The sequence below is a fragment of the Streptomyces sp. NBC_00252 genome (genome assembly GCF_036187565.1).
Taxonomy (GTDB): Bacteria; Actinomycetota; Actinomycetes; order Streptomycetales; family Streptomycetaceae; genus Streptomyces.
The window spans coordinates 1,175,301-1,197,401 of sequence record NZ_CP108087.1 but is presented as its reverse complement, the minus strand read 5'-3'; the positions used below and the strand labels follow the sequence as shown (position 1 = coordinate 1,197,401).

24 protein-coding genes are annotated in these 22,101 nt (G+C 71.0%); 10 read left to right on the top strand and 14 right to left on the bottom strand.

Annotation, left to right across the window (positions count from 1 at the left end; genetic code table 11):
* Positions 1 to 26 precede the first annotated feature (26 nt).
* The 3 genes from OHT77_RS05275 to OHT77_RS05265 form a co-directional block, all read right to left on the bottom strand.
* Entirely contained in the window at positions 27 to 1,058 is a 1,032-nt protein-coding gene (locus OHT77_RS05275; RefSeq protein WP_328826798.1) for a 7-epi-alpha-eudesmol synthase, read from the bottom strand.
* A 175-nt stretch (positions 1,059 to 1,233) separates the two neighbouring features.
* Positions 1,234 to 2,865, bottom strand: a complete 1,632-nt coding sequence (locus OHT77_RS05270) for an amidohydrolase (protein ID WP_328826797.1) — start codon at positions 2,863 to 2,865, stop codon at positions 1,234 to 1,236.
* A 19-nt stretch (positions 2,866 to 2,884) separates the two neighbouring features.
* On the bottom strand, positions 2,885 to 4,375 hold the full coding sequence (locus OHT77_RS05265) for an APC family permease (RefSeq protein ID WP_328826796.1): 1,491 nt from the start codon (positions 4,373 to 4,375) through the stop codon (positions 2,885 to 2,887).
* 133 nt (positions 4,376 to 4,508) lie between these two features.
* Here OHT77_RS05265 and OHT77_RS05260 point away from each other — a divergent pair, with 133 nt between their 5' ends.
* Together OHT77_RS05260 and OHT77_RS05255 are read left to right on the top strand one after the other, a co-directional pair.
* A complete protein-coding gene (locus OHT77_RS05260; RefSeq protein ID WP_328826795.1) occupies positions 4,509 to 5,240 on the top strand; it encodes a TetR/AcrR family transcriptional regulator in 732 nt (243 codons plus the stop codon).
* A 4-nt stretch (positions 5,241 to 5,244) separates the two neighbouring features.
* On the top strand, positions 5,245 to 5,712 hold the full coding sequence (locus OHT77_RS05255; RefSeq protein ID WP_328826794.1) for a pyridoxamine 5'-phosphate oxidase family protein: 468 nt from the start codon (positions 5,245 to 5,247) through the stop codon (positions 5,710 to 5,712).
* 9 nt (positions 5,713 to 5,721) lie between these two features.
* Here the strand turns inward: OHT77_RS05255 and OHT77_RS05250 are convergent, their stop codons facing one another.
* Positions 5,722 to 7,161 (bottom strand): FG-GAP repeat domain-containing protein, encoded by a 1,440-nt coding sequence (locus tag OHT77_RS05250; protein WP_328826793.1) that lies wholly within the window; start codon positions 7,159 to 7,161, stop codon positions 5,722 to 5,724.
* A gap of 170 nt (positions 7,162 to 7,331) precedes the next feature.
* On the opposite strand from OHT77_RS05250, the gene OHT77_RS05245 reads away from it, so the two are divergent.
* Entirely contained in the window at positions 7,332 to 7,724 is a 393-nt protein-coding gene (locus tag OHT77_RS05245; protein ID WP_328826792.1) for a VOC family protein, read from the top strand.
* Between the two features lie 25 nt (positions 7,725 to 7,749).
* Here the strand turns inward: OHT77_RS05245 and OHT77_RS05240 are convergent, their stop codons facing one another.
* The gene (locus tag OHT77_RS05240; RefSeq protein ID WP_266777878.1) at positions 7,750 to 8,052 is read right to left on the bottom strand and encodes a DUF4235 domain-containing protein; all 303 of its coding nucleotides are present in this window, start codon (positions 8,050 to 8,052) and stop codon (positions 7,750 to 7,752) included.
* Positions 8,053 to 8,265: 213 nt separating this feature from the next.
* Here OHT77_RS05240 and OHT77_RS05235 point away from each other — a divergent pair, with 213 nt between their 5' ends.
* Positions 8,266 to 9,264 carry a cation diffusion facilitator family transporter gene (locus OHT77_RS05235; protein WP_328826791.1) on the top strand — a complete coding sequence of 333 codons (999 nt, stop codon included), beginning with the start codon at positions 8,266 to 8,268 and terminating at the stop codon, positions 9,262 to 9,264.
* A gap of 78 nt (positions 9,265 to 9,342) precedes the next feature.
* On the opposite strand, the gene OHT77_RS05230 is transcribed toward OHT77_RS05235, so the two are convergent.
* Positions 9,343 to 9,792, bottom strand: coding sequence for a nitroreductase family deazaflavin-dependent oxidoreductase (locus OHT77_RS05230; RefSeq protein WP_266777882.1), 450 nt, complete (start codon positions 9,790 to 9,792; stop codon positions 9,343 to 9,345).
* A gap of 504 nt (positions 9,793 to 10,296) precedes the next feature.
* On the opposite strand from OHT77_RS05230, the gene OHT77_RS05225 reads away from it, so the two are divergent.
* Together OHT77_RS05225 and OHT77_RS05220 are read left to right on the top strand one after the other, a co-directional pair.
* Complete coding sequence (locus OHT77_RS05225; RefSeq protein WP_328826789.1) at positions 10,297 to 11,520, top strand: cytochrome P450; 1,224 nt, start codon at positions 10,297 to 10,299, stop codon at positions 11,518 to 11,520.
* Between the two features lie 13 nt (positions 11,521 to 11,533).
* A complete protein-coding gene (locus OHT77_RS05220; RefSeq protein ID WP_328826787.1) occupies positions 11,534 to 11,725 on the top strand; it encodes a ferredoxin in 192 nt (63 codons plus the stop codon).
* A gap of 66 nt (positions 11,726 to 11,791) precedes the next feature.
* On the opposite strand, the gene OHT77_RS05215 is transcribed toward OHT77_RS05220, so the two are convergent.
* Entirely contained in the window at positions 11,792 to 12,661 is an 870-nt protein-coding gene (locus tag OHT77_RS05215) for a sigma-70 family RNA polymerase sigma factor (protein WP_328826786.1), read from the bottom strand.
* Between the two features lie 68 nt (positions 12,662 to 12,729).
* Here OHT77_RS05215 and OHT77_RS05210 point away from each other — a divergent pair, with 68 nt between their 5' ends.
* Positions 12,730 to 13,404: an FMN-dependent NADH-azoreductase gene (locus OHT77_RS05210; protein ID WP_328826785.1), complete on the top strand. Its 675-nt coding sequence runs from the start codon at positions 12,730 to 12,732 to the stop codon at positions 13,402 to 13,404.
* A 2-nt stretch (positions 13,405 to 13,406) separates the two neighbouring features.
* Here OHT77_RS05210 and OHT77_RS05205 read toward each other — a convergent pair whose 3' ends face one another.
* On the bottom strand, positions 13,407 to 13,958 hold the full coding sequence (locus tag OHT77_RS05205) for a TetR/AcrR family transcriptional regulator (protein WP_328826784.1): 552 nt from the start codon (positions 13,956 to 13,958) through the stop codon (positions 13,407 to 13,409).
* A gap of 130 nt (positions 13,959 to 14,088) precedes the next feature.
* Between OHT77_RS05205 and OHT77_RS05200 the strand changes: the two genes are divergently transcribed.
* Positions 14,089 to 14,547 (top strand): nuclear transport factor 2 family protein, encoded by a 459-nt coding sequence (locus OHT77_RS05200; RefSeq protein ID WP_328826783.1) that lies wholly within the window; start codon positions 14,089 to 14,091, stop codon positions 14,545 to 14,547.
* Positions 14,548 to 14,556: 9 nt separating this feature from the next.
* Positions 14,557 to 15,090, top strand: a complete 534-nt coding sequence (locus OHT77_RS05195) for a flavoprotein (protein WP_328826782.1) — start codon at positions 14,557 to 14,559, stop codon at positions 15,088 to 15,090.
* A gap of 9 nt (positions 15,091 to 15,099) precedes the next feature.
* Here OHT77_RS05195 and OHT77_RS05190 read toward each other — a convergent pair whose 3' ends face one another.
* The 5 genes from OHT77_RS05190 to OHT77_RS05170 are packed head-to-tail and all read right to left on the bottom strand — an operon-like array spanning position 15,100 to position 19,796.
* Positions 15,100 to 16,419 carry an alpha-glucosidase/alpha-galactosidase gene (locus OHT77_RS05190; protein WP_328826780.1) on the bottom strand — a complete coding sequence of 440 codons (1,320 nt, stop codon included), beginning with the start codon at positions 16,417 to 16,419 and terminating at the stop codon, positions 15,100 to 15,102.
* Between the two features lie 40 nt (positions 16,420 to 16,459).
* Positions 16,460 to 17,278 carry a carbohydrate ABC transporter permease gene (locus tag OHT77_RS05185; RefSeq protein WP_369191468.1) on the bottom strand — a complete coding sequence of 273 codons (819 nt, stop codon included), beginning with the start codon at positions 17,276 to 17,278 and terminating at the stop codon, positions 16,460 to 16,462.
* A complete protein-coding gene (locus OHT77_RS05180) occupies positions 17,275 to 18,237 on the bottom strand; it encodes a carbohydrate ABC transporter permease (protein ID WP_328826778.1) in 963 nt (320 codons plus the stop codon). Before OHT77_RS05180 ends, OHT77_RS05185 begins: the two co-directional genes overlap by 4 nt.
* A gap of 22 nt (positions 18,238 to 18,259) precedes the next feature.
* Positions 18,260 to 19,555 (bottom strand): ABC transporter substrate-binding protein, encoded by a 1,296-nt coding sequence (locus OHT77_RS05175; protein WP_328826777.1) that lies wholly within the window; start codon positions 19,553 to 19,555, stop codon positions 18,260 to 18,262.
* A 10-nt stretch (positions 19,556 to 19,565) separates the two neighbouring features.
* A complete protein-coding gene (locus tag OHT77_RS05170) occupies positions 19,566 to 19,796 on the bottom strand; it encodes a hypothetical protein (RefSeq protein WP_328826776.1) in 231 nt (76 codons plus the stop codon).
* Positions 19,797 to 20,054: 258 nt separating this feature from the next.
* On the opposite strand from OHT77_RS05170, the gene OHT77_RS05165 reads away from it, so the two are divergent.
* Positions 20,055 to 21,026, top strand: coding sequence for an aldo/keto reductase (locus OHT77_RS05165; protein WP_328826775.1), 972 nt, complete (start codon positions 20,055 to 20,057; stop codon positions 21,024 to 21,026).
* 14 nt (positions 21,027 to 21,040) lie between these two features.
* Here OHT77_RS05165 and OHT77_RS05160 read toward each other — a convergent pair whose 3' ends face one another.
* A complete protein-coding gene (locus OHT77_RS05160) occupies positions 21,041 to 21,820 on the bottom strand; it encodes a phytanoyl-CoA dioxygenase family protein (RefSeq protein WP_328826774.1) in 780 nt (259 codons plus the stop codon).
* Positions 21,821 to 22,101: the final 281 nt, after the last annotated feature.

Genomic DNA, 22,101 nt, shown 5'->3' with positions numbered 1-22,101 from the left:
CCCTTGGCCGGGCAGCCGGCCTTGGATCAGACGGCCAACAGATCGTCCACTGAACCCTTGCCTGCCAGTTCCGCTGTGACCGCCGGGCCTTCTTTTCCTGCCGTGTATCTGCCCGAGACCAGTGCCCACTCGTAGTTGCCGTTGATCCAGTGCTGGATGGCCTCCACGCCCTGGCGGACGCGGACGCGTTCGTCCTGGGTGAGGCTCAACTCGTCGCACATCTGCGGGACTTGGGCCTCCAGCTCCAGGTACTCGGTGAGGCGGGCGTTCGTCATGCGGTAGGCCTCGTCGGCCGCTGCCTCCCAGGACAGGCCGCGCTCCCGGTGGAGCACGGCTATCAGGTTGTGGCCGTCTCCCCGGCGCCGCTCGCGCTCGAAGGAGTGGATGTCGTTCATGAAGCCGATGGTGTCGGCGGCCAGGTCACGCATGCGCTCCATCAGCGGATGGGCCTGCACCTGGGCCGGTACCTCGAAGCCCCGGCTGCGCTCGCCGGCGTCGATGCTGTGGTGGATGCCCACCGTGCGGCGGCGGAACTCCGTGTACTCGGCGAGGTCCAGCGTGCCCGCGATGCCCCGGGCCGCGAGGTCGACCTCCTCGCAGTGCGCCACCAGGAACCGGCCCCAGGACGCGGCGAACCGGGTCCGCCAGGTCAGGGACATGCCGTCCGAAAGGTGGTCCCACACCTGCGCCCAGGCCACCGTGATCGGGCAGACCACCCGGGGCCTGCTGCCCGTCGGACGCAACGGCGTGACGATCAGCTCCCGCGCCACCTCGAGTACGCGGTCGGCGCGGTCCGGCCGGCTCGCGTCGAACTGGTCGTCGAAGAGGAACGCCAGCGAGAACCAGTTCATCAGGACGACCATGTCGGCGGGCGACGCGTGCGGATAGGTACGGGCCGCGGCCTGCGGGAGATCCCACGACCGGTACTCCTCGAACCCGGCCTGGCTGCGCACCAGACCCATGTCCCAGATCCAGCGCAGATGCCGGGCCCGGGCGTACTCCAGGTGATCGCTGACGGGGGTGTCGAAGGGGAGGTCGAAGGTGACGTCCTGAGGCATGCGCTTTCCTTTCGGGAGACGGACACGGAGTCCCCCCTGCGGTCGGGCGGCCCTTTCGACCGCCCGCGCCCTCGAACTACGCCTCGTGGTGCGCGAGTTGGCCCCAGAAGCGGTGCGAGACTGCCCAGAGCCTAGATGATCTACGCCGCGTCCCGATCGTGATCCCCGTTACTGCTCATGCCTCCTGAGCTGCGTACACTTCCTTGCCGCCCACGTAGGTAAGCGCTACCCGCGTCTCACCGATCTCCTCCGGCGGAGCGGCGAACGGGTCGCGGTCCAGGACCACCAGGTCCGCCAGCGCCCCTGCCGTGACGCGCCCGGTGTCGTCCAGGTGGTTCGCGTAGGCCGAACCCGCCGTGTACGCCGTGAGCGCCGCCGCGAGGTCGAGTCGCTCACCCGGCAGGAACACCGGCCCCGCGCCGCCGGGTTCGACCCGGTTGACGGCGACATGGATGCCCGCAAGCGGGTCGGGGCTGCTCACCGGCCAGTCGCTGCCTGCCGCGAGCCTCGCCCCGGAGCGCAGGAGCGACGCGAACGGGTACTGCCACAGGGCCCGTTCGGGCCCGAGGAACGGAATCGTCAGCTCGTCCATCTGCGGTTCGTGCGCGGCCCACAGCGGCTGGATGTTCGCCACCGCGCCGAGCCGCGCGAAGCGCGCCACGTCGTCCGGGTGCACCACCTGGAGGTGCGCGAGATGCGGTCGGGTGTCGCTCGGTCCGTTCGCGGCCCGTGCCGCTTCCACGGCGTCCAGGGCGTCCCGTACGGCCCGGTCGCCCAGTGCGTGGAAGTGGCACTGGAAGCCTAGCGCGTCCAACTCGGTCACGTAGGAGGGGAGTTGCTTGGGGTCGATGAAGCTGGTGCCCCGATTGGCCGTGGCGCAGCCGCACTTGTCGAGATAGGGGTCGAGCAGGGCGGCCGTGCCGGTCTCGGCGACCCCGTCCAGCATCAGCTTCACGCTGCCCGCGCTGAACCGGCCGTGGGTCAACCGGGCCCGCCGCTCGACGAGTTCGGGGATCTGCTCGGCGCCGCGCTCCCGGTCCCACCACAGCGCGCCGACGACCCGCGCGGTGAGCGAGCCGTCCCGGGCCGCCGCGAGATACGCGTCCGAGGGATCGTCCATCCCCAGGAACTCCCCGACCAGGGCGTCCTGCCAGGCCGTGATGCCGAGCGCGTGCAGATGCCGCTGGGCGTGCAGCAGCGCGGCGAGCCGGTCGGCCTGGGTGGCCGGCGGGGTCAGGCGTCCGACGAGCTGCATCGCTCCTTCCTGGAGCGTCCCGGCCGGTTCCCCCGACGCGTCCCGCTCGATGCGCCCGTCCGCCGGGTCGGGCATGTCCCGTGTGATGCCCGCGAGTTGCAAGGCCCGGCTGTTGACCCACGCGCCGTGATGGTCCCGGTTGGGCAGATACACCGGGCGGTCCGGTACGACCGAGTCCAGCAACTCCTTGGTGGGCGTGCCCCCTTCGAACGCCTCCATCGACCATCCGCCCCCGGTGATCCACTCCCGCTCGGGATGCGCGTCGGCGTAGGCCCGTACGGCGGCGATCGTGTCCTCGGCCGTCTTGGCCCGGGTGAGGTCGCACTGGGTCAGCTCCAGTCCCGCCGGCACCGGGTGCACATGCGCGTCCTGGAAGCCGGGCAGCAGCAACCGCCCGGCCAGATCGACGACTTGGGTGTCCGGTCCGGCGAGGTCGTGCACCTCGGCACGGCCCACGGCGGTGATCCGGTCCCCGGTGACGGCCACGGCGGTGGCGGTGCGGCCCTCGGGGGTGAGGACGGAGCCGTTGGTGAAGAGGAGGTCTGCGTGCATGGTTCGTATCCTTGCGGGGTCAGCGGGAGGTGGCGAGGAGCTGCGGTGCGTCGGCGTCGGTGCCTCGGCCGGAGTCGAAGTAGGGGGATCTGCGCACCCACTTCGCCCACGCGGCGGCCAGGAAGCCGGACGCGATCATGGCCAGCGGGGTGAGCAGCAGGAACCAGCCGTTGTCCGCGCTGACTTCCAGGTGGTCGGTGGAGGTGTAGAAGGACCAGCCGAGGTAACCGCCCAGCGCCAGCAGTGAGATGGCGCTCAGCGTGGGCAGCACGACCGCGCGTATGCCCTGCCGCCAGTCCTCCTTGAGGAGCGAGCGGAAGCGGACGGCGGCGGCCAGCGCGGTGAGGGCGTAGGAGAGGGCGACGACGATTCCCACGGCGTTCACCGTGGCCATGATCATGTCGGCGAGGCGGGGGATCACCAGCGCCAGGGCGGCGACTGCCGTCGCCAGCGCGCCGATCAGGAGGGTGCCGAGGGCCGGAGTGCCGTAGCGGGCGCTGACCTTGCCCCAGACCGGGTCGAGGGTGCGGTCGCGGCTCATCGCGAACATGCCTCGGGCGGTGGGGATGACACCGGCCTGGAGGGAGGCGACCGCCGAGAACATCAGGGCGACCAGGGGGAGCGCGGCCAGTGGCTGGGAGGCGAGGCGGTCGCCGAAGTAGGCCAGGCCCTGGGCGCCGTGGCCCGCCAACTCGTCCTCGGACAGCACCCGTTGGAAGGCGATCGAGCCGAGCAGGAACAGGCCCAGCATCGTCACGAGGGTGATGAGGCCGGCCCGGGACGCGTCGCGTGGGTCGCGTATCTCCTCGTTCACGGTGAACGCGGCCTCGAATCCCCAGTAGCAGAACACCGACAGCAGCAGGCCCTGCGCGAGCGCCGACGCCGAGGGGATCGCGAACGGGTCGAACCAGCTGAGGCTGAAGGCGTGCGGGCCGGTGACGATGCCGTAGGCGCAGAAGCCGAGGAGGACGGCGTACTCGAAGATCAGCAGGCCCGTCTGGAGGCGGGCGGCGGTGCGGACGCCGGTCACGGCGGTGAGGGTGACGGCGACGAGGATCAGGATGCCTATGGCCGTCGTCTGGGCCGTCGAGTCCGGGTCGAGGGTGAGGCCGGCGACCCGGTGCACTCCGGCCTCGCCGGCCAGCTGGATCATCGCCGAGCCGGTGACCGCCGTGGTGTACGCGAGGAACGCGATCGTGGCGACGATGTTCACCCAGCCGACCAGGAAGCCCAGCCACGGAGTGAGTGAACGGCCCACCCACACATAGCCGTTGCCCGCGTTCGGCTCGACCCGGTTGAGCCGGGAGTAGGCGCCCGCGATGCCCAGGATCGGCAGGAACGCGAGCAGCATGATGGCCGGCAGATGCAGCCCGACCACCCCGGCGGTCACGCCAAGACCGATGCCGATGCTGGTGGTCGCGGCCGTGCTGGACGCGGCGATGGCGACGCCGTCCAGCAGACCGAGGGACTTGCGCAGTGCGGGCCCCGACGGGGGTGGCGTGTCGTTCATGGCGTGCTCTCCGCTCGCACCGGGGGGCCCGGACGGCCCCGGTGAACGCACATGAAACTGCCCGCGCACTTAACAGGTCAACGGTGTTGTCGTAAGGTGCGGACACCCGGACGGACCATCGAGGAGGTGCCGTATGAGCGAGCGAGTCGTCCCGGCCGCCGCCCGGCAGCGCAGGCGCCCCACCAAGCAGGGCGTCGTCCTGTCCGAGGAACTGATCGTCGAGACCGCCCTCAGGCTCATCGAGGAGCACGGGACCGAGGCACTGTCCGTACGGCGGCTCGGGCGCGCCCTCGGCGCCGATCCCAGCTCCCTGTACCGCTACTTCCGGCACACCGACGAGCTGATGCTCGCCGTCGCCGACGAACTGATCGGCCGGACCCTGCGCACCTGGCGGCCCACCGGCGACTGGCGCGCCGACCTGCGGGAACTGGGCCTGCGTGTGCACGCGGGGGCGCTCGCGCACCCCCGGGCCGCGGTGCTCAGCTCCTACCGGGTGACCGGGCGGGTGTACGAGATCCAGGCCGTGGAGACGATTCTCGGGGTGCTGCGCGGGGCCGGGTTCCCCGACGTCGAGGCGGTGCGGATCTACCACGCCTACGTCGACCAGGCCCTCGCCTTCGGCGCCCTGGACTCCGCGAACACGGCGCTGCCGAAACCGGCCCGCGAGGCGGAGGCGGCCGTATGGCAGGCGACGTACGCGCGGCTGCCCGCCGACACGCATCCGCACATCGCGGCGACGTCCCGGCATCTGGTGGCCACCATGCGGCACAGCTCCTACCCGGCGGCCCTCGATCTGCTGCTCAGCGCGGCGGCGGCACGCCTCGCCGAGATCCGTGCGGCTGCGGGGGACCGGGCGGCAGACTGAGGCCATGACACCAGAGCCCGCGCGCACCGCGAAGCAGCGCAAGCAGGACACGCTCCGTCGGCTGGAGGAGGACGAGGACGCCTGGGTCGCCACCGCTGGCGAGGACGGGGGAGCGCCCTATCTCGTACCGCTGTCGTTCGTGTGGGACGGCGCGACCCTGCTGTTCGCGACCCCGGCCGCGAGCCCCACCGGCCGCAACCTCGTCTCCACCGGCGTCGCCCGGCTCGCCGTCGGACCGACCCGGGACGTCGTGATCATCGAGGGCACCGTCGTGACGCTGACGGCGGACGAGCTGCCCGAGGAGGACGCCGAGATCTTCGCCGCGAAGACCGGCTTCGATCCGCGCCAACTCGCCACGCCCTACCTGTACTTCAGGATCCGCCCGCAGCGCGTCCAGGCCTGGCGCGAGGCGAACGAGCTGAAGGGGCGGGACCTGATGCGCGACGGGGAGTGGCTGCCGGCGGCCGACTGAGCCCGCGCGCTACGAGGAGCGCGGGGCGAAGTCCGTCGTCGTGAACGTCGCTTTGTTCGCGGGTGTCGTGCCGGCGGTGATCCACCAGCGCGTGGGGCGCTCGCCGTAGGTGCCGAACCTCGTGTCCGCGCCCCAGTTCAGGACCAGTTCGTCCGTGCCGTCGCCGTCGAAGTCGGCGGCCCCCGCGGGCCGGGCGTGCCGCCACTTCGCCGGGGTCTTCGTGCCGTCCTCGGTGGCGGGCCCCTCACGCAGGACCGTGGTCCGCCGGGTGCCGTCGATGAGCGTGGCGCCCTCGTAGGTGGCGACGAGGATGCCGTCACGGCCGTCGCCGTCCGGGTCGGCAGAGACGTAACCACCGGGGCCGTACTGGGTGCGCGCCGACTTCGGCGCCTCGGGGAGCCGGTTCGTCACCGGACTGCCGCCCGCGCCGGGATACACCGCGAGCGAACCGTCGACGTCGGCCGGCTCGGTCTCGTAGCCCGGTTCGTCGTTACGGCTGCCGTCGTCGCCCACGGCCACATCGCGCCGCCCGTCACCGTCGAAGTCACCGAACGCGTGCGCGTTGCCGCTCCGCAACTCCTGCCCCTGAGCCGAGAGTTGGGCGCCCTTGCGGGCGGTGTAGAGCGTGTTGCCGGACTGCTCGCCGTCGCTCACCGCGTGCATCAGGAGCGAGGTCGCGCGGGGCGTGCCGGACGGGGCGATGGCGTCGGCGGTCAGGTCGCCGTCCGACCACGGGAGGCTCGTGTCGGTGCGGGCCGGTGTGCCCGAGCGCGAGAACGGGCCGTACAGCACCACCAGGGACGACTGGTTGTACGCGAAGCCCGCGAGGTCGTGGTGGCCGTCGCCGTCGAAGTCGCCGCGCACCACGGACTCGACTCCCAACTTGGTTGCGCTCTGCGGGAGGTGGACGGGGGTGGCGGCGGTCTTCGCGGTCGGTCCGCCGGGGCCGCCCCACGTGATGTACGGGAGCGTGCGTGGGGCGGTGACGTTGTTGTCCGACGTCATCGCGCCCTGGACGGTGGTGACGAAGTCCGGGAAGCCGTCACCGTCCAGGTCGGCGGTGGTGAGGTCGGCGGCGGACAACGAGCCCTTCGGCGACTGGAGTTGCCTCCCCGGTGCGGGCAGGCCCAGGTCGTCACGGCCGTAGACCGTACGGGTCGACGGGTCGAGGCCCTTGGCCGATCCGTAGACCACGCCGACGCGTTCGTCCGTCGCGCCCTCACCGCCACCGACGACGATCGGCACCACGAGGTCGCGGTGACCGTCGCCGTTGATGTCGTCGGGGTCCTCGGAACCCTTGCCCGGAGCGGGAGTTCGGCTCGCGCCCGCCGTCGTCGGCTCACCCGGTGAGGGCGACGACCCGCGGGTGGAGGTGCCGCTGCCACAGCCGGCGAGCGGAGCGAGAGCGGTGCAGACGGCCAGGGTCACTACGGCGATACGGGGCTTCACCCGTCCCACTCTCGCATCTCGCGTCACAGCCGAACCAGACCGTCCGCGCGGTTGTTGCACGTTCGTTGATCGACTCCGCTTCTCGGCATCAACTCGCCGAAGCGGGATATCCGTTGGATGCGTGGCAACCGGAATCGACGCTTGCGCGCCCCAATCCTCGGAGGAACACAATGGCACTGGTGAATGCGAGCTTCTTGGTGCTCGACGCGGTCGATCCGGAGAAACTCGCCGTGTTCTACACGGAGTTGCTGGACGGCGAGCAGACCGACATCAGCCTGGACCAGGTGGAGATCCGGGGCGCCGACGGGACGCGGCTGGCGTTCCGCCGGGACCTGAGCGCCACCCCGCCGCTGTGGCCGCGCTCCGAGAGCAACCAGCAGGTCCACCTGGACTTCCTGGTGGAGGACCTGGACGAGGCCGAGCGCCGGATAGTCGGCCTCGGCGGACGCCCGGTGGAGACCAAGGACCTGCCGGGCCCGCACGAGGAGCGCATCTATTCGGACCCGGCCGGGCACACCTTCACCCTCCGCCCGGTGCCCGGCACTGTCGCCGAACAGCTCTGAGCAGAAGCGCTCCCGGGCGGCCGGCTCACTCCCGGCCGCTCTTGTCCTTCGCCGGCCAGATCCCGGTCGAACGCTCGATCGCCTTCGCGCCGGTGCGGTCCGCCGCGCTGCGCGCCACCGCGAACAGAGCGCCCTGGAGCGCGGAGGCGAGCAGGATCTCGCCCCAGCCGCGGTCCCGGTCCAGCGCGTCGGGGGCGTTGTCCTCGTGCCGTATCGCCTTCCACGCGGTCCGGAAGGCACGCCCCGCGAGGGCGCCGCTCACCAGGCCCAGGACCAGACCGACGGGCTTGTAGACGAGGGGGAGTTTCTGCTTCTTGGTCTTGGCCACGGGGATCTCCTTCTGCGGACGAGCGGACCGGCACCCCGACGGTGTCACCGAAACCGGGCCTTCGGTAGAGGGTGTGAGCAGCACCTTCAGGGGCAGTCGGCGAAGATGAGCGACGCACCTGCCGACCAAGAGTCTGACCGCAAAAAGGATCACGAAACCGACGAATTCACGGACCGGGAGTCCGAGGGCGCGCCGGGTCGTGAATCCGAGGGCGTGACCGACCAGGAAGCCGACGACCCGGCGGACCAGGAGTCCGACGCCGCCGCGGACCGCAAGACCCGGATCACCGTCCTCGTCGCGCTCGCCGCCAACCTGGTGATCGCGGCCGCCAAGGCCGTCGGCGGACTGATCGCCGGATCACCCGCGCTGCTCTCCGAGGCCGCCCACTCCGTGGCCGACAGCCTCAACGAGGTCTTCCTCCTCGCGGCCCTGCGCCGCAGCCGCCGCCCCGCCGACGACCGGCACCCCTTCGGGTACGGCAAGGAGCGGTTCTTCTGGTCGCTGCTCGCGGCCGTGGGAATCTTCGTCATGGGCGCCTGCTTCTCCGTCTTCCAGGGCGTCGAGGCCCTGCGCAACGGCGCCGAGGAGACGTCCACGGGCTACATCGTGGGCCTGGTCGTCCTCGTCGTGTCCCTGATCGTGGAGGGCATCTCCCTGCTGCGGGCCCTGCTCCAGGTGCGTGCCCAGGGCGGCGGCATGGAGGCGCTGCGCGACCCCGCGCTGCGGACCGTCGTCGCCGAGGACGGCACCGCCGTGCTCGGCGTGACCCTCGCCATCATCGGCATGGTGCTGCACATGATCACCGGCCAGGTGGTGTGGGAGGCGTCCGCGTCGATCGCGATCGGTGTGCTCCTCGGCTACGTCGCCTACCGGCTGGGCCGGGATGCCCGCGACCAGCTCATCGGCGAGGCCGTGGACCCCGAACTGAGCGACAAGATCAGGGAGTTGCTGGCGGCCGAGCCCGAGATCGACAGCGTGGAAGCGCTGTTCACGATGCGGATGGGCCTCGACTCGACGATGGTCGCCGCCCGGATCGACCTCGTCCCCGGCATGGACAGCGAGCAGGTCGAGGAGGTCTCCGTGCGGATCAAGCGGTCTCTCGGCCGGGCGGTGTCCGAGGCCGGCGAGATCTTCCTGGACATCACCGACCGGCCGGCGGAGCGGGAGGCACGGGAAAGCCCCGCCGCGACGGGGGAGCGCGGCGGGGCCTGAACGTCGGGTGCCCGACGCGTAGGGCTTCATGCGCCCGGGAACGAGAAAAGTTCGCCGGGCCCGGTCAGCCTCCGGGACTCAGCTGCCGTCGGCCGGTTCGAGGACGAACACCGGGATCTGGCGGTCCGTCTTCGTCTGGTACTCGGCGTACGGGGGGTACGCGGCGACCGCCCGCTCCCACCACGTGGCCTTCTCGTCGCCGGTGACCTCGCGGGCCGTGAGATCCCACTTCTGCGGCCCGTCCTGCAGCTCGACGTGCGGGTCGGCCTGGACGTTGAAGTACCAGACCGGGTGCTTGGGCGCGCCACCCTGCGAGGCGACGACGGCGTAGACCCCGTCGTGCTCGACCCGCATCAGCGGCGTCTTGCGGATCTTCCCGCTCTTGGCGCCCACCGTCGTCAGCAGGATGACGGGCATACCCGTGTCCGCCAACGTCGTCCCCTTGGTGCCGCCGGAGCTCTCGTACAGCTCGACCTGGTCGCGTACCCACTGCGACGGGCTGGGTTCGTACTCACCCTCAAGAGGCATGTCATTCGTCCCATCTCGCGTTCTACGGCTGTCTAGCACCGAGATTCAACACCAGCCGGTGCGTGATTCATCCATACCTCGGCTCTCTTCGGCCATGCCCCCTCCACCGGGTGACGACCCGGGCGGCGAACGCACGGAAAAGATCCACGACGACATGCCCGCGCTCGGCGAGATCCGGCTGACCGCCGGGACCACCGGACGGCCGTATCGAGCCAGGTTCGTTTCTTTACCCCACTGCCCGGGGTCTGTTGACCGTCCGTCATCGCGTGGCCAAGGGCGGCCGCGCCGGGTCCCTGGCCTCCGCAGGGGCGGACGGAGGGACTCCGCTCACGGGTGCGCGACACCCGGCCGTCGTGTGCCGGTGATCGCCGATCATGGCCCGGACCATCAGGTTCGGCCAGATTGTAGGTACCACCGATCTGGCCGAACTTCCGGTGGCCCCATAGGTGCCTCGGGCATCTAATGAAGATCGGCACGACGCACTCTTCGTCTGCGAGGTCTTCCATGACGGATCTGACGGATCTGACGGAATCGAAGGACCGGACCGAACCCGTCGCCTTCCCCCAGGACCGCACCTGTCCCTACCACCCGCCCGCCGGCTACGACGCCCTCCGCGCCAACCGCCCCCTCTCCCGCGTCACGCTCTTCGACGGCCGCGAGACCTGGCTGGTCACCGGACACTCCACCGCCCGCGCGCTGCTGGCCGACCAGCGGCTGTCCTCCGACCGCACCCACCCCGACTTCCCCGCGACCAACGCACGGTTCGCGGCGGTCCGGAACCGGCGGGTCGCGCTGCTCGGCGAGAACGACCCCAAGCACCGCACCCAGCGGCGGATGATGATCCCCGCCTTCACCGTCAAGCGCGCCACGGTGATGCGGCCCGACATCCAGCGGATCGTCGACGAACGGCTCGACGCGATGATCGCGCAGGGCCCGACCGCCGACCTGGTGTCCGCGTTCGCGCTGCCCGTGCCGTCGATGGTGATCTGCGCGCTGCTCGGCGTCCCGTACGCCGACCACGAGTTCTTCGAGGCCCAGTCCCGGCGTCTGCTGCGCGGGCCGAGGGCCGAGGACAGCCAGGACGCCCGCGACCAACTCGACGCGTATCTGGGCGCCTTGATCGACCGCAAGCAGCAGGAACCCGGCGAAGGACTGCTGGACGAGCTGGTGCGCGAGCAGCTGAGCGAAGGGGCCCTGGACCGCACCGAGTTGATCTCCCTCGCGGTCATCCTCCTCGTCGCCGGCCACGAGACCACCGCCAACATGATCTCCCTGGGCACCTTCACGCTGCTGCGTCACCCCGAGCGGCTGGCCGAACTCCGCGCGGATCCCGACCTGTTGCCCGATGTCGTCGAGGAGCTGATGCGGTCGCTGTCCATCGTGGACGGGCTGATGCGCATCGCCCTGGAGGACATCGAGGTGGACGGCACGACGATCCGGGCGGGCGAGGGCGTGCTCTTCTCGACCGCGGTCATCAACCGTGACGAGGCCGTCTACACCGACCCGGACGACCTGGACTGGCACCGGCCCACCCGGCACCATTTCTCCTTCGGCTTCGGCATCCACCAGTGCCTCGGCCAGAACCTGGCCCGCGCCGAACTGGACATCGCCCTGCGCAGCCTCTTCGACCGGCTGCCCACGCTGCGACTGGCCGTTCCGGCGGAGGAGATCCCCTTCAAACCCGGCGACACGATCCAGGGGATGCTGGAACTCCCCGTGACCTGGTAAGAGGCTGCGCCCCATGCACACGGAAATCCACATCGACAAGGACGTCTGCATCGGGGCCGGCCAGTGCGCGCTGGCCGCCCCGGGCGTCTTCACCCAGGACGACGACGGGTACAGCATGGTGCTGCCGGGCAAGGAGCACACCGACGACCCCATGCTCAAGGAGGCTGCCCGGGCCTGCCCGGTGAGCGCGATCACGGTGGACTGAGCGGGTTCGCCCTGCTCGTGGGGGTGGCCGGTCCGTCAGGTGCGGCCACCCCCACACCCGAGCCGATCACCCCAGCAAGCCCACCTCGACCCCGCGCAACCCCTCCCGCCCCGCGACCACTTCGTACGTGGCGACGCGCCCGCCCTCGACCCGCACCCGGAGCGCGAGCAGCAGCCGTCCTCCGGGAGCGACCACGATGCCCACGTCCCCGTCGACGAGGGCCACGGCCGCGGACCGCGTCCGCTCCCGCAGCAGCACCGTCCCCTCCGCGACCGCCCGGGCACCCCGCAGCTCCGCGGCCACGCCCGGCGGCAGCACGGCCGGGTCGGCACGCCGGACGACATCGGGGGCGAGCACGTCGAGGAGCGCGCCGAGGTCACCGCCCCGCGCGGCGGACAGGAACGCCTCGACGACCTCCCGGTGCCGGTCGAGTTCGGCGCCCGGCACCACCGGCGTGCCCCGCACCTTGTGCCGGGCCCGGCTCGCGAGCTTCTTCGCGGCGGGCAGGGACCGGTCCAGGACCGCCGCGACACGGTCGAACGGCACCGCGAACAGATCGTGCAGCACGAACGCGACCCGCTCGGCGGGACCCAGCGTGTCCAGCACCACCAGCAACGCGAGCCCCACCGAGTCGGCGAGCACGGCCTCGTCCTCGGGCAGCTCACCCGCGGCCGGCTCCGGCAGCTCGTCGCCGTAGGGGTCCTCCCGCCGGGACGCGCGGGAGCGCAGCATGTCCAGGCAGACGCGGGAGACGACCGTGGTCAGCCAGGCGGTCAGGTTGTCGATGCCGTCGCCGCCGGTGCGGTCGAGCCGCAGCCAGGCCTCCTGTACGGCGTCGTCCGCCTCGCCGGGCGAACCCAGCATCCGGTACGCCACCGCCCGCAGCCGTCCGCGCCGCTCCTCGAACCGCTCCGCCAGCTCGTCGTGCCCCCGCATGGGTCACCTTTCCTCGTCGTGCTCCGTCACCTGTCCGACGTACCGGAACCGACCGAGGTGACCACACCATGCTGCTCCACATCGACTCCAGCGCCGACCCGACCGCCGACTCCGTGACCAGGCAACTCACCGAGGGCTTCGCCCGCGCGTGGCGCACCGCGCACGGTGCGGCGGACCACCGTCACCGCGATCTGCTGACGGACCCCGTGGCGCCACTCGGCCCGGCGTACACCACCCTCGGCCGCCGCGTGGAACGCGAGGGATTCGTCCCGCCCGCCAAGGTCCCCGCCCTGATCGAGACCGCCGCCGAGCGCCACGAGTGGGCGCTGACCCTGCCGCTGATCACCGAACTCCTGGGCGCCGACACGCTGTTGCTCGGTGTCCCCATGTACAACTTCTCCGTGCCCGCGCCCCTGAAGGCGTGGATCGACCGCGTCACCTTCCCCGGCGCGCTCACCGACCCGGACACCGGCGAGAGCCTCCTGCGGCACACCCGCGTGATCGCGGTCATGGCACGCGGCGGCGGCTACGGCCCCGGCACCCCACGCGAGCACTTCGACTTCCAGACGCCTTACCTGCGGGCCTACTTCGGCAACCTGGGCGTCCCACCGGAGAACCTCCACCTCGTCGCCGCCGAGCTGACCCGGGTCGACGTCCTGCCCCAACTGGCCGGTCTCGAAGGCCTCGCGGCGGCCTCCCTCGACCGGGCCCGCGCCGAGCTGACGGAACTCGCCGCCGCCTGAGGTCAGTTGAGGCGCGACAGGGCGAGAGCCGCCTCGCGCGCCTCCGCCGCCGGCTCCGTGGTCCCGGTGATGCCCGCCGTGACCATGGCGCCCTCGGCCAGCAGGAACAGCTGCCCGGCGAGCGCCTCGGGCAGCCCCGCGTCCGCCATCAGACCGGCGAGATATGTCCGGAACGCCCGCTTGTGCGACCGCACTTGGGCCACCACCCGTTCCGAGGTCGCGCCCAGCTCGCCGTACGCGTTGATCCATGCGCAGCCGCGGAAGTCGGCCTCGCCGAACCACTGCTCGAGCCAGTCGAAGACGGCCGGGATCCGCTCCCGCGGGTCGGTGTGCCGTGCGACGTGCGCGGCGAGGCGTCCGCGCCAGCGCAGGTCACGCCGTTCGAGATACGCCTCCACCAACTCCTCCTTGGCGGGGAAGAGTTGGTAGAGCCGCTTGAGGGAGAGTCCGGACGCGGTGCGGACCGCGTCCATGCCGACGGCCTGGACGCCCCGCCCGTAGAACAGCTCCTCGGCGGCGTCCAGCGCCCGCTCCCGGGCGACCGCGCTGTCCATGACCGGCACCACTCGACACCACTCCTCGATCGACTGCTCCTTGACTGGAGAACGGGCGTTCTCTACGTTAGCAGTCACCTCGGAGAACGCACGTTCTCCGCCCTGTGAAGCCGAGTTCCCGGAGACGACCATGGCCGACCGCCCGCCCCTCCCGCCCTTCACCCGCGAGACCGCCGCCCAGAAGGTCCAGGCCGCCGAGGACGCCTGGAACACCCGCGACCCGCAGCGGGTGGCGCTCGCCTACTCGGAGGACTCCGTCTGGCGCAACCGCGACACCTTCGTGACCGGCCGCGCCGAGATCGTCGCCTTCCTCACCGCGAAGTGGGCGCGCGAGCGCGAGTACGCGCTGCGCAAGGACCTGTGGGCCTTCGACGGCGACCGCATCGCCGTCCGCTTCCAGTACGAGTGCCAGGACACCGACGGGCAGTGGTGGCGCTCCTACGGCAACGAACTGTGGGAGTTCGACGCGCACGGCCTGATGACCCGCCGCGAGGCCAGCATCAACGACCTCGCCATCCAGGAGGAGGACCGCCGTCTCTTCGGGGCCCGGCCCGAGGAGGAGCGCGGCCGGTCCTTCCCGCTTCAGTAGGCTCCCCGGATGACCGAACAGAACTCCAAGCCCTTCCTCTACGTCGTCGTCTGCGCCGCCGGGATCGCCGCGGGCGTCGGCCGACTGATCGCCGCCGCACAGGAGTTGGGCTGGGAGGTCGGGGTGATCGCCACCCCGGTCGCCGCGTCCGGCTTCTTCGACGTCGGTGCCGTCGAGGCGCAGACCGGCCGCCCCATCCGGTCCGCCTGGCGCACCCCCGGTGATCCGCGTCCGTTCCCGCCCCCGGACGCCGTGCTGGTGGCGCCCGCCACCTTCAACACGATCAACAAATGGGCGGCCGGCACGGCGGACACCCTCGCGCTCGGCACCCTGTGCGAGGCGTACGGCCTCGGCGTCCCGACCGCCGTACTCCCGTGTGTGGGCGAGGCGTTGGCCGCCCATCCCGCCTACCGGGCCAGCCTGGTACGGCTCGGCGAGATGGGTGTGAGGTTCGGGGAGCCGTACTCCGGCGAGGTCCAGGAGGACGGCGGGCGGCCGGAGTTCGGGTGGGAGGCCGGGCTGGCCCTGCTCCACCGGGCCTAGTCGCCGGCGTCAGTGGCCGAGCAGGGCCCGCAACTCCGGTTGCAGCAGGTCCCCGTGGGCCTTGACGAGGTCGTCGCACAGGTCCCAGATCCGCTCGACCGGCAGGGCCGCCGCCGTCGCCGGGTCGGCCATCGCCGCGTGCCGGATGTGGCGCGGGTCGCCGTCCGTGGCCGCGCGGACCACCAGGTCGGTGACGGAGACGTAGGCGCTGTTGAGGGCCGCGCACTGCGGGGGCAGGGCGCCGACCCGGGTCGGCTGCACGCCCAACGCGTCGACCAGGCAAGGGACTTCGACGACCGAGTCGGCGGGGAGGTTGTCGATGAGCCCGCGGTTCGGGACGTTGCCGTAGATCGTGCGGGGGGTGCCGGTCGTGATGCTGTGGATGATCTGCGGGGCGTACTCCAGCGTGCCCTCGACGGGGAGCGGGGTGCCGGAGGCGAGGGCGTCGCGGGTGCGTTCGTAGCTCGCGGTGTTCTCCTCGATGATCTCCAGGTAGGCGCCGACGGGGAGCCGTAGCCGCTCGATCTCCTCGGGGTGGTGCAGATACCAGGGGACGTACTCGGCGGAGTGCTCGCTCGTCTCGGTGGGGTAGTGGCCGAGTCTGCGGTACATGTCCACGCGGACCCGGCGCAGAAGTTCGGGGTCCTTCGCGATCGTCTCGTCGAGGAGCGGGTGGAGGTTCTGCCCGGCCCGCTCGAAACGCAGCACCCACGCCTGGTGGTTGACCCCCGCGGCCAGATACGTGACCTCCTCGAAGGGGACGCCGATCAGCTGGGACAGGTCGTGCATCGTCCAGTACACCGAGTGGCACAGACCGGTCGCCTTGAGGGCGGGGGAGATGCGGCTCAGGTAGAGCAGGTTCATCGCCATCGGGTTGGTGTAGTTCAACAGATGGGCGTCCGGGCAGAGTTCGGCCATGTCCTCGGCCAGCGACCGCAGCAGCGGGAAGGTGCGCAGGGCGCGGAAGATGCCGCCGATGCCGAGGGTGTCGGCGATCGTCTGGCGCAGGCCGTAGCGGGCCGGGACCGCGAAGTCGGTGCGGGTGGCCTCGTTCATGCCGACCTGGACGATGTTGACGACGAAGTCGGCGTCCGCGAGCGCCGCCCTGCGGTCCAGGTGCGCGGTGATCTCCGGCTCGGCGCCCCGCACTTGGGCGATGTGGCGGGCCGCGCCCTCCGCCGTCGCGAGCCGGTCCGGGTCGATGTCGTGCAACGCGACCCGGGCGCGGGCGAGTTCGGGGAAGGCGAACAGGTCGGCCAGCAGGCCCTGCGTGAACACCACACTGCCGGCGCCGACGAAGGCCACCTTCACAGCGCTGCCGTCTGTCATCAAGAACCTTTCGGAGAAGACGAGTTGGAGAAGGGGCGGCTCAGCCCTTGAGTCCGCTGGACGTCAGCGACTGGATGAACGTCTTCTGCGCCAGCAGGAACGCCACCAGCACCGGCAGCACCGTGATGACGTTGCCCGCCATCACCGCCGACCACTGGGTGTGGTGCTGCCCCTGGAACGTCGTCAGGCCCAACTGGAGCGTGTACCGGGTGTCGTGGTTGATCGCGATCAGCGGCCACGACAGGTCGTTCCAGGTGGACAGGAAGGTGAGGACGGCGACCGTGGCGAGCGCGGGCCGGGCCAGCGGCATCACGATGGAGAACAGCACCCGCAGCCGTGAACACCCGTCGATCCAGGCGGCCTCCTCCATCTCCCGGGGCAGCGCGAGGAAGAACTGCCGGAACAGGAACACCGCGAACGGCGTCACCAGCGACGGCAGGATCAGCGCGCCCAGCGAGTCGATCAGCCCGAACCACTTCATCACCAGGAATGTCGGGATCATCGTCAGCTGGAACGGCACGACCATCGTCGCCAGCATCAGCCCCAGCAGCAGCCGCGACCCGGCGAACCGCATCCGGGCGAACGCGTACCCGCCGAGCGACCCGAACAGCAGATTCGACACCACCGCGACCGACGCCACGATCAGCGAGTTGGCGAACCAGCGCGGGAACATCGCGTTGCCCAGCACATAGCGGTAGCCGCCCAGGTCAATTCCCTTGGGCCACAAGGCCGGTGGGAAGCGGTTGATCTCCGCGTTCGACATCACCGAGCTGAGCAGCAGCCACACGAACGGCAACGCGAAGCACAACGCCAGCGGCGCCAGCACCAGATGCCACGCACTCATCCGCCGCGCGCTCATCGGACGCCTGCTTCCGTACGGCCCTGCCGCCGCCGTACGACCCGCAGCGCGCCGCCCGCCACCAGCAGCGCCACCGCGAGGACGTAGGCCGACGCGGCGCCGTAGCCCGCGGTGAACATCTGGAAGGCCTGCTGCCAGACGAAGTAGACGATCACCGTCGTCGAGCCCAACGGGCCGCCCTTGGTGGTCACATAGATCAGGTCGAAGACCTGGAGCGAGGTGATGAACTGCCACAGCAGCAGGAACACCGTCACCGGCGTGAGCGCGGGCAGGATCACATGGCGCAGCACCTGCGCGCGGCCCGCGCCGTCGATGCGGGCGGCCTCGACGAGTTCGGGCGGCACGTCCTGGAGCGCGGCCAGATAGACGACCACGCAGAAGCCCACCCCGCTCCACAGCGAGATCAGCACCAGCAGGTACAGCGCCTGGTCCGGGTCGGCGAGGAACCCCTGCGCTGAGATGCCGAGATGGTGCAGCAGCGCGTTGGCGACGCCGAACTCCGGGTCGAGGATGAACGAGAACAGCACGCCCTGCGCCGTCGCCGACACCACGAACGGGATGAACACCAGCGTGCGGTACAGCCCGATGAGCCGGATCCGGCGGTTCAGCGCCAGGGCCAGCGCGAGGCCGCCGACCAGGCTCAGCGGCACGTACAGGGCCGCGTACAGCAGTGTGTTGCCCACCGCCGTACGGAAGGTGGGGTCCTGGGCCAGGGCGCGGTAGTTGTCGAGGCCGACCCAGCGGCCGGGGGTGACCAGGTCGTCGGCGCGGAACGACAGCAGCAGCGACCAGACGACGGGCACGACGCTCAGCCCGAGAATCACCACGACGGACGGAGCGATGAACGCCCAGGCGGTGGACCGCTCTCGGCGGGCGCGACGGCGGGCGTCGCGGCGCGCGGCCTGGGCGGTCGCGGCGGGCTGCGCGGGAAGGGTGAGAGCGCGGGGCAGTGTGGACATCGGGTCTCCCGGAAGGGGGAAGTCACCTGGGGATCAGCAGGGCCGCGTCGGCCTTGTCGGCACAGGAACGGAGCGCCTTCTCGGGGGAGTCCCGGCCCAGCAGGACCGAGACGATCGCCTCGCCCAACGCCTGCGAGATCTGCGGATACGCGGCGTGCACGGGCCGCACCCGGGCCGAGCGCAGGGTGTCGGTGAAGACGTCGAGCCCGACCGTCCGGCCACTGTGCTCCCGCCACTCCGGCCGGGCCGCGGTGCCCGTGCTCAGCGGCAGACCGCCCGCAGAGATGTCCCACCGCACGTCCTGCGCGGGCGAGTTCATCCACTGCACGAACTCCACGGCCGCCCGCGACCGGGCCGAGCCGTTGTCGAAGACCGTCCACGTGTCGGGCCCGGAGATGGTGACCGCGTGCCCGCTGTACGTCGGCAGCGGGACGACCCCGTAGTCGATCTTCGCGGTGATGATGTCGGGGAGTTCCCAGGGACCGGTGGCGACCATGGCCATCCGGCTGTTGAGGAACACCTGGTAGAGCTGCTCGCTGCCGGGCTTGGTGTCCAGGTACACGCTCTTGTCGTGGCCGAGTCGGGCGAGCGTCGTCAGGGCCCGCACGCCCTGGTCGGCGAAGCCGATGTGCTTGCCGTCCGGGGCGACGACCTCGCCGCCGAGATCCCACAGCATCGGCCACAGCCGCCACACCGTGTCCTCGTCACCGACGGCCGGCCAGCCGGTGCCGAAGACACCCCGGTCGTGGTCGGTCAGCTTCCGCGCGGTGTCGGTGAACTCGTCCCAACTCCAGCCCGGCTTCGGGTAGTCGAGCCCGGCCTGCCGGAACAGCTTCTTGTTGTAGACGACGGCCAGCGAGTCGAGCACCGCGGGCGCGGCCCGCACCCGCCCGTTGACGGTGACCGCGTCCCGTACCGGCTTCCAGAAGGAGTTCCACGGCGTCGGCCCCTCGCGCATCGCGGACGTCAGATCGACGACACGCGGGCTGCGCGCCACGCTCGCGAGGTCCGAGCCGAAGATGTAGGCGATGTCCGGATAGGACCCGGCGGCCAGCGAGGCGGTCACCTTCTGGAGCATCGCGTCGGCCAGCACCCCGCCGCCACCCGCGTCCACGCGGATCTTCGGATGGGTCCGGTTGAACGCGTCGACCAGCGCCTCCACCGCCTTGCGGCCCGTGTCGGCCTGCCCGTGCCACAGCTCCACGGTCACCCGCCCGTCCGCACCGACCCCGTCCGACCCGCCGCCCGCACACCCGCTCGCGGCCCCGATCGCGGCAGCCCCGAGCAGCAGCCCTCGGCGTGACATCCCGTTCCCCATCACAGCCTCCTCACCGCACCGTGCGGACGTGGTCGACGCTGCCGGGAGTCGACCGGTTCGCCGACGGGGCGGGGCTCTTCGACGGCGTGGCGCTGCTGGACGGTGCCGTGCGCGACGGCTGTTCCGGGGCAGCGCTGTTCGAGGTTCCGCGCGAGGTCAGGACCGCTGCGGTCGCGACGGTGCCGGTCAGGACCACGGCCGTCCCGGGACCTTCGACGCGGGAGACACCCTTGGCGGGCATGTCCGCTCCATCAATCGCGGGTACGACCCCGCCTCGGACCGGATGGAGCCGCGGTCCTGGCGACTGTGGCCGGGCTTGGAACCTGTCCGCTACCGGCTGGGCGCACCTCTGCGTACCGCGCCGCACGCGCGGGCACGTCCAGGATCAAAGCGCCCGGCCGCGCCACTCGTCAAGGGTGCGCGCACACGCGCCGCTTCGAGCACCCACGAAGTCGTACGCTCCGAAGCGGTACCGAACTCGAAGGCAGGAGCAGCAACGATGCAGTACGTGAAGCTCGGTTCGACCGGCCTGGACGTCTCGCGGATCTCGCTGGGCTGCATGACCTACGGCCTCCCGGACCGCGGCACCCACGAGTGGACCCTCGACGAGGAGGCGTCGCGCCCCCTGATCAGGCAGGCGCTGGAGGCCGGGATCAACTTCCTCGACACCGCGAACGTCTACTCCGACGGCACCAGCGAGGAGATCACCGGCAGGGCGCTGAAGGACTTCGCCCGCCGTGACGAGGTCGTGCTCGCCACCAAGGTGCACGGCAGGACCCGCCCCGGACCCAACGGCGCCGGACTCTCCCGCAAGGCGATCATGTCCGAGATCGACCACAGCCTGGAGCGGCTCGGCACCGACTACGTCGACCTCTACCAGATCCACCGCGCCGACCCGCACACCCCCGTCGAGGAGACGATGGAGGCGCTGCACGACCTGGTGAAGGCGGGCAAGGTCCGCTACATCGGGGCGAGTTCGATGTACGCGTGGCAGTTCGCCAAGCACCAGCACGTGGCCGAGCGGCACGGCTGGACGAAGTTCGTGTCGATGCAGAACCACTACAACCTCCTCTACCGCGAGGAGGAGCGCGAGATGCTGCCGCTCTGCGCCGACCAGGGCGTGGGGGTGCTGCCGTGGAGCCCGCTGGCGCGCGGTCGGCTCACCCGGGACTGGGGCACCACCACCGAGCGCAGCAGCACCGACAACTTCGGCAACCGCCTCTACCAGGACGGCGACCGCGCGATCGTCGAGGCGGTCACCCGGATCGCCGGCGACCGGGGCGTCCCGCGCGCCCAGGTGGCCCTCGCATGGCTGCTGCACCAGAGCACGGTGGCCGCGCCGATCGTCGGCGCGGCCAAGCCGCAGCACATCGAGGACGCGGTCGCCGCCGTCGAACTGGAGCTGAGCGACAAGGAGTTGGAGGAGCTGGAGGCGCCCTACACCCCGCACGCGATCAGCGGGCACTCCTGATCCCTGACGGACCGTCAGTGCGGGCCGTGCGGTGCGAACTCCGTGCCGCACGGCCCCGCGCCGACGCTCTCCGCGAGCGGCACCCGTTCGCCGCTCATCGAGATCGTGCGGTAGAAGCTCCCGATGCGGTCGGCGGAACGGCCCACGTAGTGCCCGATGAACGAACGGCGGAAGCGGTCCGCGCTGTGATTGGGCTGCGAGCCGTGCACCAGGCTGCCGTTGAAGAACAGGACGTCCCCCGGTGACATGTCGACCGGCACGGGCGTGAGCCCCGGCGGCGGTGGCACGTACTCGCGCGCGAAGGACACCCCGGCGTCCGCCTCCTCCGGACAGAACAGATCCATGCGGTGGGTGCCGGGCACGACCTCCAGGCCGCCGTTCTCCCGGTCGATCTCGTCGCAGGCTATCCACGCGGCCACGCAGGTGCCCGGCTCGGCCCGCAGATAGAAGTTGTCCTGGTGCAGCGCCTGACCGCGCGCCCCGGGCGGCTTGAAGTAGAACATGCTCTGCGCTGCGAGCACTTCCTCGCCGAACAGCCGCTCCAGGACGGTCCGCAGGCGTTGGTCCAACAGGAACCGCAGGGCGAGGTCGCTGATCTCGTGCGGGTGCATCACCCGCGGATGGGTGCGGAGGGGATCGTCGGAAACGCTCGGCGCGAAGTGCCCGGGAACCGGTCCGGCCGCGTGCAGCGCCGTGAACTCCGCGCAGAGCCGGTCGATTTCGTCGTACCTGAACAATCCGCGCGCGACCGTGAACCCGTCCTCCTCGAACGCGCCGATGTCCGTGGCCGTCATACGGGGACCTCCTCGGTGAGATGTCACTCCACGGTCCCAGGAGGAGCGGCGCGTGCCTATTGGTTCGGCATGAACTTCGTCATCGGGTGCGTTGTGGAAGTCGCCGACTGCCGCGACGCCGCCGTCCCGTTCGGCAAAGCACCGGGCCGCCGGAACATGACCTGGGAAAACCGGAGGAAGAGCGTCCTGGTGTCGGTCGTGCGGGGTGGTCCCGGTGGCCCCTGGTCAATGGTTTCGGGATTTCCCGTGTGGATGGGACGGCAATCCCTTTACGGGCCTGT

Bases quoted from the DNA above. Each gene is read 5' to 3' on its own strand.
- OHT77_RS05270 (WP_328826797.1), bottom strand. From the start codon at position 2,865: ATGCACGCAGACCTCCTCTTCACCAACGGCTCCGTCCTCACCCCCGAG.
- OHT77_RS05185 (WP_369191468.1), bottom strand. From the start codon at position 17,278: ATGAGCGCGCGGCGGATGAGTGCGTGGCATCTGGTGCTGGCGCCGCTG.
- OHT77_RS05180 (WP_328826778.1), bottom strand. From the start codon at position 18,237: ATGTCCACACTGCCCCGCGCTCTCACCCTTCCCGCGCAGCCCGCCGCG.
- OHT77_RS05275 (WP_328826798.1), bottom strand. From the start codon at position 1,058: ATGCCTCAGGACGTCACCTTCGACCTCCCCTTCGACACCCCCGTCAGC.
- OHT77_RS05265 (WP_328826796.1), bottom strand. From the start codon at position 4,375: ATGAACGACACGCCACCCCCGTCGGGGCCCGCACTGCGCAAGTCCCTC.
- OHT77_RS05220 (WP_328826787.1), top strand. From the start codon at position 11,534: ATGCACACGGAAATCCACATCGACAAGGACGTCTGCATCGGGGCCGGC.
- OHT77_RS05165 (WP_328826775.1), top strand. From the start codon at position 20,055: ATGCAGTACGTGAAGCTCGGTTCGACCGGCCTGGACGTCTCGCGGATC.
- OHT77_RS05260 (WP_328826795.1), top strand. From the start codon at position 4,509: ATGAGCGAGCGAGTCGTCCCGGCCGCCGCCCGGCAGCGCAGGCGCCCC.
- OHT77_RS05210 (WP_328826785.1), top strand. From the start codon at position 12,730: ATGCTGCTCCACATCGACTCCAGCGCCGACCCGACCGCCGACTCCGTG.
- OHT77_RS05190 (WP_328826780.1), bottom strand. From the start codon at position 16,419: ATGACAGACGGCAGCGCTGTGAAGGTGGCCTTCGTCGGCGCCGGCAGT.
- OHT77_RS05205 (WP_328826784.1), bottom strand. From the start codon at position 13,958: ATGGACAGCGCGGTCGCCCGGGAGCGGGCGCTGGACGCCGCCGAGGAG.
- OHT77_RS05160 (WP_328826774.1), bottom strand. From the start codon at position 21,820: ATGACGGCCACGGACATCGGCGCGTTCGAGGAGGACGGGTTCACGGTC.
- OHT77_RS05245 (WP_328826792.1), top strand. From the start codon at position 7,332: ATGGCACTGGTGAATGCGAGCTTCTTGGTGCTCGACGCGGTCGATCCG.
- OHT77_RS05195 (WP_328826782.1), top strand. From the start codon at position 14,557: ATGACCGAACAGAACTCCAAGCCCTTCCTCTACGTCGTCGTCTGCGCC.
- OHT77_RS05200 (WP_328826783.1), top strand. From the start codon at position 14,089: ATGGCCGACCGCCCGCCCCTCCCGCCCTTCACCCGCGAGACCGCCGCC.
- OHT77_RS05255 (WP_328826794.1), top strand. From the start codon at position 5,245: ATGACACCAGAGCCCGCGCGCACCGCGAAGCAGCGCAAGCAGGACACG.
- OHT77_RS05170 (WP_328826776.1), bottom strand. From the start codon at position 19,796: ATGCCCGCCAAGGGTGTCTCCCGCGTCGAAGGTCCCGGGACGGCCGTG.
- OHT77_RS05230 (WP_266777882.1), bottom strand. From the start codon at position 9,792: ATGCCTCTTGAGGGTGAGTACGAACCCAGCCCGTCGCAGTGGGTACGC.
- OHT77_RS05175 (WP_328826777.1), bottom strand. From the start codon at position 19,555: ATGGGGAACGGGATGTCACGCCGAGGGCTGCTGCTCGGGGCTGCCGCG.
- OHT77_RS05215 (WP_328826786.1), bottom strand. From the start codon at position 12,661: ATGCGGGGGCACGACGAGCTGGCGGAGCGGTTCGAGGAGCGGCGCGGA.
- OHT77_RS05225 (WP_328826789.1), top strand. From the start codon at position 10,297: ATGACGGATCTGACGGATCTGACGGAATCGAAGGACCGGACCGAACCC.